Genomic DNA, 13,391 nt, shown 5'->3' on the forward strand with positions numbered 1-13,391 from the left:
GTGAATGTACCGACCGCAGTAGAGCCACGCCATGCGTGGCTGCTTGGACTTCAGACGGCGTTCCATTCCCACCACGGGTAGTGGTACTCGCGGTCGATGGCCTGCCAGCGTTGGCCGCACTGGGTGCAGGCAACGGTATGGCAATCGCCCCAACCATCCTCGGCCTGCTGCAACGAGATCAGCTGCACCTGCCCTTGTTCGATCAGGCGACGCGGATCGAAGAACGGGTAGCCGGGATTGAGCACGCACAGGCAGCCCTCGCGTGCCTGCCAGTAGCGCAATCGTTGCAGCGCGGCCTTGAGGTGGGCCTGGTTGCTGATCAGCATGCCGCCGAGCGCGATGCCCTGGCAGTGCTGTTCGATCAGGTCCGCATGCGCGGCCAATGCATCCAGCGAGGACGCGGTGAACAGCCGTGCGACCGTGCGTGCAGCGTCGGAGATGCGCTTGCCGTCGCGCGACAGCAGGTCCCGCAGCAGGACGTCGGCCTGGGCATCCTCAAGCCGGGGCGACGGCGTCGCGGACCACGGCCAGCGCATCAACGCGCCTTTCCGATCGCCGCGTAGTGGCCGGCGGTCAGCCGCAGCAGATCGGTGGGTGCCAGTTCCACTTCCAGGCCACGGCGTCCGGCACTGACATGCAGTGCGGGCAGCGCTTCGGCACTGGCATCCAGGAACGTGCGCAGGCGCTTCTTCTGCCCGAGCGGGCTGATGCCACCGACCAGGTAACCGGTCGCGCGCTGTGCGGCATCGGCGGCGGCCATCTCGCACTTCTTGCAGCCGGCCGCTTCGGCCAATGCCTTCAGGTCCAGCTGGCCGGCCACCGGCACGATGGCCACCAGCAGTTCGTGTGCCTCGGTGCTGGCCAGCAGGGTCTTGAACACTTGGGCCGGGTCGAGGCCGAGCTTGTCGACAGCTTCGCCGCCATACGATTCGGCGTGGGCGTCGTGCACGTAGCTGCGCACGGTGTGGGCGATCTTCTCGCGCTTGAGGAGGTTGATGGCCGGGGTCATGGCTGCATCGTAGCGCGCGCTGGGCGCGTTGCCTTGACCGAGACTATTGGTGACGGAGATTTTACTGGCTCCAACGCAATCAGGCTCAACGATTGGATATGATGAAGTGAAGGACTGCGTGCATGTCCAGTTTGGCCTATGCCGGAGAAGATAAATGGCTTTGCAGGTTTTTCCGAAAGATTCTGTCGTGCGCGGTAACGCCGGCCTTCGCCGGTTGATTGAACATCTCAAAGAGAAGCAGGAAGAGCTTGGTCTATCTGACTCTTTGCTTTTCTATGGTTTTCCTCTCTTTAGGGAGGATGACAAATTGCTTGTGGCTGACGTCGTTGTCGTATCTCCGTTGCTTGGAGTTGTGCTTATTAGTGCGCCAGTTTCGGTCGGTTCGGGGACGGCTGATCAGCTGGAGGGAGCTTTCAGTCAAATATTTTCACGCCTGGTGAGATATCCGAGGCTTCGTCTCGGAAGAGCACAGCTAAAATTTGGCATTGATGCCTTCTTGTGGGTGGAAGAAGGTAATGTCGATGATAGTGTGGTAGTTGGCTTTGCTGGTCTTGATGCGAAAATAAAATCGCTTTTGAGTGAGGGTGAGATCGAGCCGGATGTTTTCGAAGAGCTTGTTTCAGTAATCGACGGCTCCAAGTCGCTGTTGAAAGCAAAAGAGCGAAAAATCCAAGGATTTTCTGAAAGTTCTCGCGTTGCTGACATCATCAGATTGGAAGACGAGATTCGAAGATTTGATCGGGATCAACGTGTTGCATACATGAGCGAGATTGCCGGTCTTCAGCGAATTCAGGGTCTTGCTGGCTCGGGAAAGACGGTTGTGCTTGCGTTGAAGGCTGCTCTTACCGCTATTAGGGAGCCTGACGCAAATATTGTCGTTACGTTTTATACGAAGAGCTTGTATCAACATATCAAGCAGCTCATTACTAGATTTTACAGAATGCATGAAGATCGGGATCCAAACTGGGATCGTCTGCAGGTTCTGCATGCTTGGGGTGGAGCAACAAACGATGGACTGTACTACCAGGTGGCAAGGAGGTATGGGCACGATCCTCTTAATTTTGCTCAGGCGAAGGCTATTTCTGCCCGGCCATTCGCAGCAGCCTGTGAACGGCTTTTGGCGGACGTAAGTATTTCATCTGTTTACGATTATGTTTTTGTTGATGAGGCTCAGGATTTTCCTCCTGAATTTATGAGCTTGGCACTTAGGGTCGCCTCTGACGAGCGATTGGTTATTGCTTATGACGTCTTTCAGACAATATTTGATGTGGAAATTCCTACCGCGGCCACTCTTTTTGGGGTGAACGAGGACGGCCAGGCTGTGGTGGAATTTGATGAACAAATTGTCCTTCATAAGTGTTATCGCAATCCGCGTGAGATACTGCTCTGTGCCCATGCTATCGGTTTTGGAGTTTACGGATCAAAGATCGTCCAGATGCTCGAGTCAAAGGAGCATTGGGAGGATTTTGGATATGAGGTGAAGGGGGAGCTTGCGTTCGGGGAGAGGGTTGTCATTGAGCGCCCTAGGGAAAATTCTCCGTCATCGATCAGTGATACAAATTCCATTGATCAAATCATAGCTTGTCAGGCTTTTGGTGACTTCAATGACGAAGTTGAATTTGTTGCTGATAGGATAAGGCGGGATATTCAGGAGCAGGGTATATCAGCTGAGGATGTTCTTGTGATTAGCGCGGATGATCGGAATGCTAATACATATCTCCGCGCGATATCGAATGCCCTCGGTTCGCTCGGCATCAGGGTAAATAACATTCACTCCGCTGGATTTGAGTTGCGGGACTTTCAGCGGGGAGGGGAAGTTACTCTTTCTACAATTTACAAAGCCAAGGGTAACGAGGCGTACTCTGTTTATTTGGTTGGTATTGATGCTCTGTTTGCTAGGCCCACGCCGCGCTCAAGAAACATGGCATTTACTGGTATGACTCGCGCGAAGGGATGGCTTTGTGTTACGGGCATGGGGGCTGCAGCGCAGAGTTTCGTTCAGGAGTTATCCGCAGCAAAGAGTAAATTTCCGCATCTTGAGTTCACTTATCCAACTGAACAAGAGTTGGTCTTCATGAAGAGAGATTTGATCAGTATTGAGCCTTCCGTAATCGAGGCGGAGATAGACTCTCTGGGTGATGGGTTGGAGTTAGACGACTTTGAGCGAATTTTGCGCAAAAAGTTGAAGGAGGTGCAGGCTGGTCGCAAATCTAGAAAGCGACTCAATTAAGCTATGTACACTCCAGTATTGAGGCCCATTGCTAGGGAGTCGGGCTTTCCTGTGGCAGAGTTTGGCGATGACTCTTTTATTCTCAGAAACGAAATTATTCGAGATTTGAGGGTTATGAGCTACATGGAGCAGTGGAAATATTTGTACGAGAACAGGTATTTCCACGTAAAGCTGTCCGATCATTCACTTTTGGTTTTTAGTGAAGGTGAGCGCCCGTCTTACAGTTATATTCATTGCCCTCTGGATGTCGTAACTTTTGCTGATTACCTGAAGACGATTGGCGTTGCGGATAGTCCATCGAGCCGCAGGGTTCATGAGGATGATTACTTGATGGTTCTCTATACGGCGTCAGTACGTCCTCACGTCACTCCCATTCGTTTTGACTATGATGAACGAGGCTATGAAGAAGGCGTTCATCCAGTAGCTCATATCCATCTCGGGTTAATGAATCAAGTTCGGATAAGTTGCAACAAGATGTCGCCATTGGCATTTATGCTTTTTGTTATGCGGCATATGTATCCGGACAGTTGGAGGCGCCTAATAGGGCGTAGAAATTCGGCCTCGTTGATGGCGAACATTCGGTCGGCAAAGTTCAACGTTCCTGTCGCGTTCGTTAAGGAGCTCGATTTGATCGAACTTCGGTGTACCTAATTTGCAGGAAGAGCTGGCACGTTTAGTTTCCTTATTTACCCTCGAGCTGGCGGAGATCGTGGAGGAGAGGACGATCTAGCCGACCGCGCGCCAACGCAGAACGGGCGCCCGAAGGCGCCCGTTCCGTGTGTCGCACGCACCGGAAGTGCCGGCCGCTGGCCGGCACCGCGCACGGCATCAGTAGCGGTAGTGGTCCGGCTTGAACGGGCCTTCCACCGGCACGCCGATGTAGTCAGCCTGTTCCTGGCTCAGGGTGGTCAGCTTCACGCCGATCTTTTCCAGGTGCAGGCGGGCCACTTCCTCGTCCAGCTTCTTCGGCAGCAGGTAGACCTTCTTCTCGTAGCTGTCCTTGTTCGCCCACAGGTCGATCTGTGCCAGGGTCTGGTTGGCGAAGCTGTTGGACATCACGAAGCTCGGGTGGCCGGTGGCGCAGCCCAGGTTCACCAGGCGGCCTTCGGCCAGCAGGAAGATCGCGTTGCCGTTCGGGAAGATGTACTTGTCCACCTGCGGCTTGATGTTGACGTGCTTGATGCCGGCGAACGACACCAGCGCATCGACCTGGATCTCGTTGTCGAAGTGGCCGATGTTGCAGACGATGGCCTGGTCCTTCATCGCGCTCAGGTGCTCGATGCGGATGATGTCCTTGTTGCCGGTGGTGGTGACGTACAGGTCGGCACGGCCCAGGGTCGATTCGATGGTGTTGACTTCATAGCCTTCCATCGCCGCCTGCAGGGCGCAGATCGGGTCGATCTCGGTGACGATCACGCGCGCGCCATAGGCACGCAGCGAGGCGGCGCAGCCCTTGCCGACGTCGCCGTAGCCGCAGACCACGGCCACCTTGCCGGCCAGCATCACGTCCATCGCGCGCTTCAGGCCATCGGCCAGCGACTCGCGGCAGCCGTACAGGTTGTCGAACTTGCTCTTGGTGACCGAGTCGTTGACGTTGATCGCCGGAATCAGCAGGGTGCCGGCCTGGGCCAGCTGGTACAGGCGGTGCACGCCGGTGGTGGTCTCTTCGGAGACGCCCTTCCAGTCCTTGACCACGCGGCCCCAGTAACCCGGGCGCTCCTTGGCGACGCGCTTGAGCAGGTTCTTGATGACCTGTTCTTCGTGCGAGGCGGAGGCGGTGTTGACCCAGTCGCTGCCGTTTTCCAGCTCGTAGCCCTTGTGGATCAGCAGGGTCACGTCACCGCCGTCGTCCACCACCAGCTCCGGGCCGGTCAGGGTGCCATCGGCCAGGGTGAAGGTCAGCGCGTCCAGGGTGCAGTCCCAGTACTCTTCCAGGGTCTCGCCCTTCCAGGCAAACACCGGGGTGCCGGTGGCGGCGATGGCGGCGGCCGCGTGGTCCTGGGTCGAGAAGATGTTGCACGAGGCCCAGCGCACGTCGGCGCCGATGTCCTTCAGGGTCTCGATCAGCACCGCGGTCTGGATGGTCATGTGCAGCGAGCCGGTCACGCGCACGCCCTTCAGCGGCAGCTCGGCCTGGTACTTGCGGCGGATCGACATCAGGCCCGGCATTTCGTGCTCGGCGATGTCCAGTTCCTTGCGGCCCCAATCGGCCAGCGTGATATCGCGGATCTTGTAATCACCTTCGGTGGAGAAGGTCTTGGCAACAGCGTTCATTCGTGTGCTCCGGTTGTGGACGAGCGGGTGCTCGCATCTAGCCGGGCGCCGTTGTTACAAAGCCACCTTACCGAGCCTGGCCGGGCCTCGTGGGATCCGGTCGCAGCGCCCCTCGGCAGGGGAGAACCCCCATTATATCGCGGCCTCGGCATGACATCCGGATGACCCAACCATCGGCAGATGGGGCGGCGTGCACGGCCTGTTAAGGTCAGTGTTTTCACGCATCACACAGGTGGAACGATGAGCATGCACGCGCGCCGCACACGGCGCTGGACCGGCCTGGTCCTGTCGATGGGACTGCTGGCGGTGGCCCCGCTGGCCTGGGCTGCGGCCCCGCAGCCCGCGTCAGCGCAGGCGCAGGGCGCCAACGGCTATGAGCTGCCTTCGGCCGCGCTGCAGGCGGTGGTGGACGCGCCCCGTGCGCCCTCGTTGTACCTGTCGCCACGCCGCGACGTGGCCGCGATGATGCAGATGCCGTCGCTGCCGTCGATCCAGGTGGTGGCGCAGCCGGAACTGAAGCTGGCCGGCCTGCGTATCAACCCGCGCACGTTCTCCGACAGCCGCTTCAGCTTCGGCGAGAAGCTGTGGCTGATGAACGTTGCCGACGGCAAGGAACGGCCGATCAGCGGCCTGCCGGCCAAGCTGTCGATCGCCAGTGTGATGTGGTCGCCGGACCAGAAGTGGCTGGCCTTCAACCAGGTCGATGCCGCCAGTGGCGCCAATGAACTGTGGCTGGTGGACGTGGCCGGTGGCAGTGCCCGCCGTCTGGTTGCCGGCCTGAACACGGTGATCGGCAGCGGCTACCAGTGGCTGCCGGACAGCCGCGGACTGGTGGTGTTCACCCGCCCGGCCAACCTGGGTGCGGCGCCGGCTGTCGACGGCATCCCGACCGGCCCGGCCGTGCAGCAGACCAGCCAGGGCGGCGGCGTGGTGTCGATCCGTACCTACCAGGACCTGCTGAAGAACGAGGCCGACGCGCGTCAGTTCGATTACTACGCCACCACCCAGCCGATGGAAGTCAGCCTGGATGGCAACACCCGCGCGATTGGCGCGGCCGGCATCTTCATGGGCTTCTCGGTGTCGCCGGATGGCCGCTTCGTGCTGCGCCAGCCGGTGCAGCGGCCGTATTCCTACGTGGTGCCGGTGAGCAGTTTCCCGCGCCGCATCGAAGTGATCGACCGTGCCAGCGGCAAGCTGGTGCACACCGTGGCCGTGCGTCCGCTGGTGGAAGGCCTGCCAACCGGCAACGACGCCGAAGTGACCGGCGTGCGCGACATCAGCTGGCGCGGTGATGCCGATGCCACCCTGGTCTGGGCCGAAGCGCAGGACGGCGGTGATCCGAACCGGGAGGCCAAGGTGCGCGATGCGGTGTTGATGCAGGCGGCGCCGTTCGACAAGCCGCCGGTGACCCTGGCCCAGCTCGGCAGCCGTCTGGTGGGTATCAACTGGGGCCGTGGCGACCTGGCCCTGCTGACCGAGTCGTGGTGGAAGACGCGCAAGACCAGGACCTGGCTGATTGCCCCGGACAATGCCGGTGCCGAGCCGCGCCTGCTGTGGGATCGTGACGCGCAGGACCGCTATTCCGATCCGGGCCGTCCGCTGTTGTCCAGCGACGACCGCGGCCGCTCGCTGCTGCAGACCAGCCCGGATGGCGGCAGCCTGTATCTGGCCGGTGCCGGTGCATCGCCGGAGGGCGACCGCCCGTTCGTGGACCGCTTCGACATCTCCACGGGCAAGGCCACCCGCCTGTTCCACTCGCAGGCGCCCAGCTACGCCGCGCCGGTGGCGCTGCTGGACGACCAGGGCAGCTCGCTGCTGCTGAGCCGTGAAAGCCCGGATGAGCCGGCCAACTTCTACGTGCAGTCGCTGGCCGATGCCGGTGCCGCACCGCGCGCGCTGACCCATTTCGCCCATCCGCTGCCGCAGCTGAAGGGTGTGCAGAAGGAGCAGATCCGCTACAAGCGCAAGGACGGCGTCGACCTGACCGCGACCCTGCTGCTGCCGCCGGGGTACGACCCGAAGCGCGACGGCCCGCGGCCGCTGCTGATGTGGGCCTATCCGGGTGAGTTCAAGAGCGCGGCCGCGGCCAGCCAGGTGACCGATTCGCCGTACCGCTTCAACGCGGTCAGCTACTGGGGCCCGCAGGCGTTCCTGGCCAAGGGCTACGTGGTGCTGGCCAGCCCGTCGATGCCGATCATCGGCGAGGGCGACAAGGAACCCAACGACACCTACATCGAACAGCTGGTGGCCAACGCGCAGGCGGCGGTGGATGAAGTGGTGCGCCGTGGCGTGACCGATCGCGATCACATCGCCATCGGTGGCCATTCCTACGGTGCGTTCATGACCGCCAACCTGCTGGCGCACACCCGCCTGTTCAAGGCCGGCATCGCGCGCAGTGGCGCCTACAACCGCACGCTCACGCCGTTCGGTTTCCAGGCCGAGGAACGCAACTACTGGCAGGCGCAGGATGTCTACCAGAAGATGGCCCCGTTCAACTACGCCGACAGGATCAAGGATCCGATCCTCTTCATCCACGGCGTGGACGACAACAACTCCGGCACGTTCCCGATCCAGAGCGAGCGCATGTTCGCCGCGGTGAAGGGCCTGGGTGGCACCGCGCGGCTGGTGATGCTGCCCAACGAATCGCATGCCTACCGCGCACGCGAATCGATCATGACCATGTTGGCCGAAAGCGAGCGTTGGCTGGAGCAGACCATCGGCCCGGCCGAGCAGGGCAAGGCGAAGAAGAAGCGCTGATACCTGCATGAGGGCGGCCCCTGCAACAGGGGCCGCTGTGACGCGACGGGGTAGAGTCGACTGGGTAGAGTCGACTGTTAGTCGACTAGCGCGCGCAGCGCGGGTTTTCGAAGACCTGACAGGAGAGCAGTCGACTAACAGTCGACTCTACCCAGTCGGTGTTTCCCGCGCGGTGGTTCCAGTCGGTGTTTCCTCTCCGGTCACATCCGGCGATGCATGCAGATGAAACCATTCTTGCATCGCAGCACGACGCCCGATCTGGGATAGGCTTGGGGCCTGGATCCGTTGACCGAGGCCTGTGCGTCGCCGATGAACGAGTACCGCAGCAGCATCGAGTTTGCTTCTCCCGATCTTCCGCTTCGCGATGATGTGCGCCGGCTTGGCGCACTGGTCGGCGACCTGCTGGTCGAACAGGTGTCGGCCGCGTTTCTTGATGACGTCGAGGACGTGCGTACCCGCGCCATCGCCCGTCGCGAAAACCAGGCGCCGCTGTCGGAGCTGGCCGATGGCCTGGCCGGGCGCACGCCGCAGCAGGCCGAAACCATGGTGCGTGCGTTCAGCACGTACTTCCAGGTGGTCAACATCGCCGAGCGCGTGCATCGCATCCGCCGTCGCCGTGACTATCAGCGCGCTGGTACCGCAGGTGCACAGCCTGATGGCCTGCAGGACGCGCTGCAGCACCTGAAGGCGCAGGGCGTGGGCCTGGACGAACTCGCGCAGTGGCTCCCGCGCATCGACATCGAACCGGTGTTCACCGCGCACCCGACCGAGGCGGTGCGCCGCGCGCTGCTGGAAAAAGAGCAGCTGATGGTGGCCAGCCTGGTCGACAACCTCGACGGCCAGCGCACGCCGGGTGAGGCCGCCGCTGATGCCGCGCGCTTCCGCATGGCGCTGACCGCCTCGTGGCAGACCACCGATTCCTCGCCGGTGCGGCCCACCGTCGACGACGAACGCGAGCACGTCGGGTTCTATCTGGTGCAGGTGCTGTACCGGGTGATCCCGGTGCTGTACGAATCGCTGCAGCAGGCGCTGCGCGATACCTATGGGGAAGAACTGCCGTTGCCGCGCCTGCTGCGTTTCGGTACGTGGGTGGGCGGCGACATGGACGGCAATCCGAATGTGGATGCCCACACCATCCGCAACACACTGGATGCGCAGCGGCAGGCCGTGCTGGGGCGCTACCAGAAGGAACTGCTGCAGCTGGCCAGCCTGCTCAGCCAGTCTACCGAGCGGGTGGGCGTGAGTGATGCGTTGCAGGCACGCGTGGCGCAGTACCAGCAGCTGCTGCCGCAGGTGCAGTCGCGCCCGCGCCATGCCGACATGCCGTACCGCCTGCTCAACGATCGCATGCGCGCGCGCCTTCAGGCCACGCTGGATGATGGCGAAGGCAACTACGCTGGTCCGGACGAGCTGATCGAGGATCTGCAGCTGATCCTCGACAGCCTGCGTGCGAACCGCGGCGAGCATGCCGGTGGCTTTGCCGTGCAGCGCCTGCTGTGGCGGGTGAAGACCTTCGGCTTCCATCTGGCGCGGTTGGACGTGCGCCAGGAGTCGAGCGTGCATGCGCGCGCGCTGGGCGCCGTGCTGGGCGGCGAGGAGGCCTGGCAGGCGCTGGATGCACTGGGTCGTGCGCGGCTGCTGGGCCCGCATGCCAGCGGTGAAACGGCATTGCCCAACGGTGACGACGAAGGCAACCAGCGGCTGGATGCGGTATTCGCGGCACTGGCCGATGCACGCGCACGCCATGGCGGTGATGCGCTGGGCAGCTACATCATCTCGATGGCACACGACCGCAGCGATGTGCTGGCGGTGCTGGCGCTGGCACGCCGTGGCGGGCTGGTGGAAGAGAACGGATCAGTGCCGCTGGATATCGCGCCGTTGTTTGAAACGGTGGACGACCTCAAGCGCGGTACCGCCACGCTGCGCGACCTGCTGGCCGACCCGGTGTATCGCGGCCATCTGCGCGCGCGCGGCGACGTGCAGATGGTGATGCTGGGTTATTCGGACAGCAGCAAGGACGGCGGTATCGCCGCCTCGCGCTGGGGCCTGCAGCGCGCGCAGGTGGAACTGCTGGAGGTGGCGGCCGAGGCGGGCATCCGGCTGACCTTCTTCCATGGCCGCGGCGGCTCGATCAGCCGTGGCGGTGGCAAGACCACGCACGCAGTCGACGCGTCGCCGCGCGGCAGCATCGACGGCCGCCTGCGGGTGACCGAGCAGGGCGAGGTGATCCATCGCAAATACGGTATTCGTGCGTTGGCGCTGCGTTCGCTGGAACAGGCCACCGGCGCGGTGCTGCGCGCCAGCCTGCGCCCGCGCGCGGCTGAGCCGCGCGAGGACGACTGGCGGCCGGTGATGGACGTGGTGTCCGCTGCCAGCAGCGAGGTCTACCGTGGCTTCGTCGGCCAGGCCGGCTTCATGGACTACTTCCGCACCGCCACGCCGATCGATGTGATCGAACGGATGACGCTGGGCTCGCGGCCGTCGCGCCGGCTCGGCCAGGACGCCGCGCTGGGCAACCTGCGCGCGATTCCCTGGGTATTTGCCTGGAGCCAGGCGCGGGCGGTCATCCCGGGCTGGTACGGCGTGGGCAGTGGCCTGCAGGCGGCCGTGGATGGCGGCCACGAGGGTACCTTGCGCGAGATGGCGCGTGACTGGCCGTTCTTCCGCACCTTCCTGGACGACATCGCGATGGTGCTGTCCAAGGGCGATATCACCATCGCAGAGCAGTTCTCGAAGCTGTCGGGCGAACTGCACGAACGCTTCTTCCCGCAGGTGCAGCGCGAGCTGGACCTGACACGGCACTGGTTGCTGGCGCTGATGGACCAGCAGACATTGCTGGACCACGATGCGCGGCTGGCGCTGTCGATCCGCCTGCGCAATCCCTACGTCGATCCGATCAGCGTGCTGCAGGTGGATCTGCTGCAGCGCTGGCGGGCCAGCGGCCGCGAGGACGACGACCTGCTGCGCGCGCTGGTTGCGTGCGTGAACGGTGTTTCGCAGGGCGTGCAGAACACGGGGTGATCTGGCTTTGGTAGTGCCGGCCGCTGGCCGGCAACGTCATGATGTTCGGCAGCACACGGGGCGTTGCCGGCCAGCGGCCGGCACTACCTCACTCTTCAGGCGAAGGCGGGTTCGACGCCAGTAGTTCCAGGTGGCGCTGTTCCATTTCCTGGCGCAGCTGGCGGCGGATCTGCGCGGCGGCCTGGCGGCGCTTCTCGTCGGATGTGGCCGGCTGCAGGGGCGGTACCGGCGTCGGCCGGCCTTCCTCGTCCACCGCCACCATCGTGAAGAAGCAGCTGTTGGCGTGGCGCACGCTGCGCTTGAGGATGTCCTCGGCCACCACCTTGATGCCGATCTCCATCGACGAGGTGCCGGTATGGTTCACCGAGGCCAGGAAGGTGACCAGTTCGCCCACCGCGATGGGCTGGCGGAACATCACCTGGTCCACCGACAGGGTGACCACGTAGCTGCCGGCGTAGCGGCTGGCACAGGCATAGGCGACCTGGTCGAGCAGCCGCAGGATCGCGCCACCGTGGACCTTGCCGGAGAAATTGGCCATTTCCGGCGACATCAGCACGGTCATGGACAGCTGGTGGGTTTTCAGTTCGGTCGACATGGGGCGATTGTATCGGCAACCGGTAGTGCCGGCCGCTGGCCGGCAACCCCGCGATTGTTTCCGGAGACCATGAAAAAGCCGGCCAGCGGCCGGCTCTACCAGAAAGCAGAAGGGCCGCTCGCGCGGCCCTTCGTGTTTCTTACTTCAGCTTCGCATCGGCGCGCAGGGCGGCGGCGCGGTCGGTCTTCTCCCAGGAGAAGGCCGTGGCGCTGACGGTCTCGCCTTCGCCGTTGAGGTAGCTGAACTCCTTCGGCTTGCGGCCGAAGTGGCCATAGGCCGCGGTCTGCTGGTACATCGGGTGTACCAGGTCGAGCATCTTGATGATGCCGTACGGGCGCAGGTCGAAGTGCTTGCGGATCAGCTTCTCGATCTTGTCGTCGCTGATCTTGCCGGTGCCGAAGGTGGTGACCGAGATCGAGGTCGGCTCAGCCACGCCGATGGCGTAGGAGACCTGCACTTCGCAACGGTCGGCCAGGCCGGCGGCAACCACGTTCTTGGCGACGTAGCGGGCCGCGTAGGCAGCCGAACGGTCGACCTTGGACGGGTCCTTGCCGGAGAAGGCGCCACCACCGTGACGGGCCCAGCCGCCGTAGGTGTCGACGATGATCTTGCGGCCGGTCAGGCCGCAGTCGCCCACCGGGCCGCCGATCTCGAACTTGCCGGTCGGGTTGATGTGGAACTTGGTGCCCTTGTGCAGCCACTTGGCCGGCAGCACCGGCTTGATGATCTCTTCGCGGACGGCCTCGATGAGGTCCTTCTGCTTGATGCCCGGGGCGTGCTGGGTCGACAGGACCACGGCGTCGATGGCCGAGACCACGCCGTTTTCATAGCGCAGGGTGACCTGGCTCTTGGCGTCCGGACGCAGCCACGGCAGCGGCGAGTTCTTCTTCTTGCGGATCTTGGCCTGCTGCTCGACCAGGCGGTGCGACAGGTGGATCGCGGCCGGCATGTAGCTGTCGGTCTCGTTGGTGGCATAGCCGAACATCAGGCCCTGGTCGCCAGCGCCCATTTCTTCCGGCTTCTTGCGGTCCACGCCCTGGGCGATGTGCGGCGACTGCTTGCCTATCAGGTTCAGCACGCCGCAGGTGGCGCCGTCGAAACCGACGTCGGAGCTGTCGTAGCCGATGTCCGTGATGACCTTGCGGGTCAGGGCTTCCAGGTCGATCCAGGCGCTGGTGGTGATTTCACCGGCGACAATGGCAACACCGGTCTTGACCATGGTTTCGCAGGCCACGCGGGCGCGCTGGTCCTGGGTCAGGATCGCGTCCAGCACCGCATCGGAGATCTGGTCGGCAACCTTGTCCGGATGGCCTTCGGAGACCGACTCGGAGGTGAAGAGATAGCTGGACATCAGGCGTAATATCCCTTGATTCGGATGGAAAGATGGGCGCGCATGATACACGGGGTGCGCCGCCTGTGCATTGTGAACCTGTACCGGTTGCCGGTGGTTAAGCCCGCGTAGGCCCGGCAAGGGCCGTCCTGACGGGATTGGGCCCCAGCCTCGA

Annotated in this window: 9 protein-coding genes and 1 riboswitch; of the genes, 4 read left to right on the forward strand and 5 right to left on the reverse strand. The window is 62.7% G+C overall.

What is annotated here, in order from left to right:
• Nucleotides 1-50: 50 nt before the first annotated feature.
• A complete protein-coding gene (locus ACZK29_RS03375) occupies nucleotides 51-536 on the reverse strand; it encodes a hypothetical protein (RefSeq protein ID WP_478446672.1) in 486 nt (161 codons plus the stop codon).
• On the reverse strand, nucleotides 536-1,009 hold the full coding sequence (gene ybaK / locus ACZK29_RS03380) for a Cys-tRNA(Pro) deacylase (protein ID WP_106549233.1): 474 nt from the start codon (nucleotides 1,007-1,009) through the stop codon (nucleotides 536-538). The genes ACZK29_RS03375 and ybaK overlap by 1 nt, the downstream gene beginning before the upstream one ends.
• A gap of 154 nt (nucleotides 1,010-1,163) precedes the next feature.
• On the opposite strand from ybaK, the gene ACZK29_RS03385 reads away from it, so the two are divergent.
• Nucleotides 1,164-3,239, forward strand: coding sequence for a DEAD/DEAH box helicase (locus ACZK29_RS03385; RefSeq protein WP_478446673.1), 2,076 nt, complete (start codon nucleotides 1,164-1,166; stop codon nucleotides 3,237-3,239).
• Nucleotides 3,240-3,362: 123 nt separating this feature from the next.
• A complete protein-coding gene (locus tag ACZK29_RS03390; protein WP_478447065.1) occupies nucleotides 3,363-3,890 on the forward strand; it encodes a DUF2290 domain-containing protein in 528 nt (175 codons plus the stop codon).
• Nucleotides 3,891-4,067: 177 nt separating this feature from the next.
• On the opposite strand, the gene ahcY is transcribed toward ACZK29_RS03390, so the two are convergent.
• Nucleotides 4,068-5,513 carry an adenosylhomocysteinase gene (ahcY, locus tag ACZK29_RS03395; RefSeq protein WP_014036003.1) on the reverse strand — a complete coding sequence of 482 codons (1,446 nt, stop codon included), beginning with the start codon at nucleotides 5,511-5,513 and terminating at the stop codon, nucleotides 4,068-4,070.
• A 36-nt stretch (nucleotides 5,514-5,549) separates the two neighbouring features.
• A riboswitch (S-adenosyl-L-homocysteine riboswitch) is annotated at nucleotides 5,550-5,633 on the reverse strand.
• A 120-nt stretch (nucleotides 5,634-5,753) separates the two neighbouring features.
• Here ahcY and ACZK29_RS03400 point away from each other — a divergent pair.
• Together ACZK29_RS03400 and ppc are read left to right on the forward strand one after the other, a co-directional pair.
• Complete coding sequence (locus tag ACZK29_RS03400) at nucleotides 5,754-8,270, forward strand: S9 family peptidase (protein WP_111205208.1); 2,517 nt, start codon at nucleotides 5,754-5,756, stop codon at nucleotides 8,268-8,270.
• 309 nt (nucleotides 8,271-8,579) lie between these two features.
• Nucleotides 8,580-11,291, forward strand: a complete 2,712-nt coding sequence (gene ppc, locus ACZK29_RS03405) for a phosphoenolpyruvate carboxylase (protein ID WP_111205209.1) — start codon at nucleotides 8,580-8,582, stop codon at nucleotides 11,289-11,291.
• Between the two features lie 88 nt (nucleotides 11,292-11,379).
• Here the strand turns inward: ppc and ACZK29_RS03410 are convergent, their stop codons facing one another.
• Both ACZK29_RS03410 and metK read right to left on the reverse strand, forming a co-directional pair.
• Nucleotides 11,380-11,886: an acyl-CoA thioesterase gene (locus ACZK29_RS03410; protein ID WP_010481883.1), complete on the reverse strand. Its 507-nt coding sequence runs from the start codon at nucleotides 11,884-11,886 to the stop codon at nucleotides 11,380-11,382.
• 139 nt (nucleotides 11,887-12,025) lie between these two features.
• Complete coding sequence (gene metK / locus ACZK29_RS03415) at nucleotides 12,026-13,237, reverse strand: methionine adenosyltransferase (protein WP_164146633.1); 1,212 nt, start codon at nucleotides 13,235-13,237, stop codon at nucleotides 12,026-12,028.
• Nucleotides 13,238-13,391 lie beyond the last annotated feature (154 nt).

This window comes from Stenotrophomonas sp. 89682_Sma (assembly GCF_056481405.1).

Excerpts from the sequence above, each read along its gene's own strand:
- ACZK29_RS03385 (WP_478446673.1), top strand. The coding sequence starts at position 1,164 with ATGGCTTTGCAGGTTTTTCCGAAAGATTCTGTCGTGCGCGGTAACGCC.
- ACZK29_RS03375 (WP_478446672.1), bottom strand. The coding sequence starts at position 536 with ATGCGCTGGCCGTGGTCCGCGACGCCGTCGCCCCGGCTTGAGGATGCC.
- ppc (WP_111205209.1), top strand. The coding sequence starts at position 8,580 with ATGAACGAGTACCGCAGCAGCATCGAGTTTGCTTCTCCCGATCTTCCG.
- metK (WP_164146633.1), bottom strand. The coding sequence starts at position 13,237 with ATGTCCAGCTATCTCTTCACCTCCGAGTCGGTCTCCGAAGGCCATCCG.
- ACZK29_RS03390 (WP_478447065.1), top strand. The coding sequence starts at position 3,363 with ATGGAGCAGTGGAAATATTTGTACGAGAACAGGTATTTCCACGTAAAG.
- ybaK (WP_106549233.1), bottom strand. The coding sequence starts at position 1,009 with ATGACCCCGGCCATCAACCTCCTCAAGCGCGAGAAGATCGCCCACACC.
- ACZK29_RS03410 (WP_010481883.1), bottom strand. The coding sequence starts at position 11,886 with ATGTCGACCGAACTGAAAACCCACCAGCTGTCCATGACCGTGCTGATG.
- ACZK29_RS03400 (WP_111205208.1), top strand. The coding sequence starts at position 5,754 with ATGAGCATGCACGCGCGCCGCACACGGCGCTGGACCGGCCTGGTCCTG.
- ahcY (WP_014036003.1), bottom strand. The coding sequence starts at position 5,513 with ATGAACGCTGTTGCCAAGACCTTCTCCACCGAAGGTGATTACAAGATC.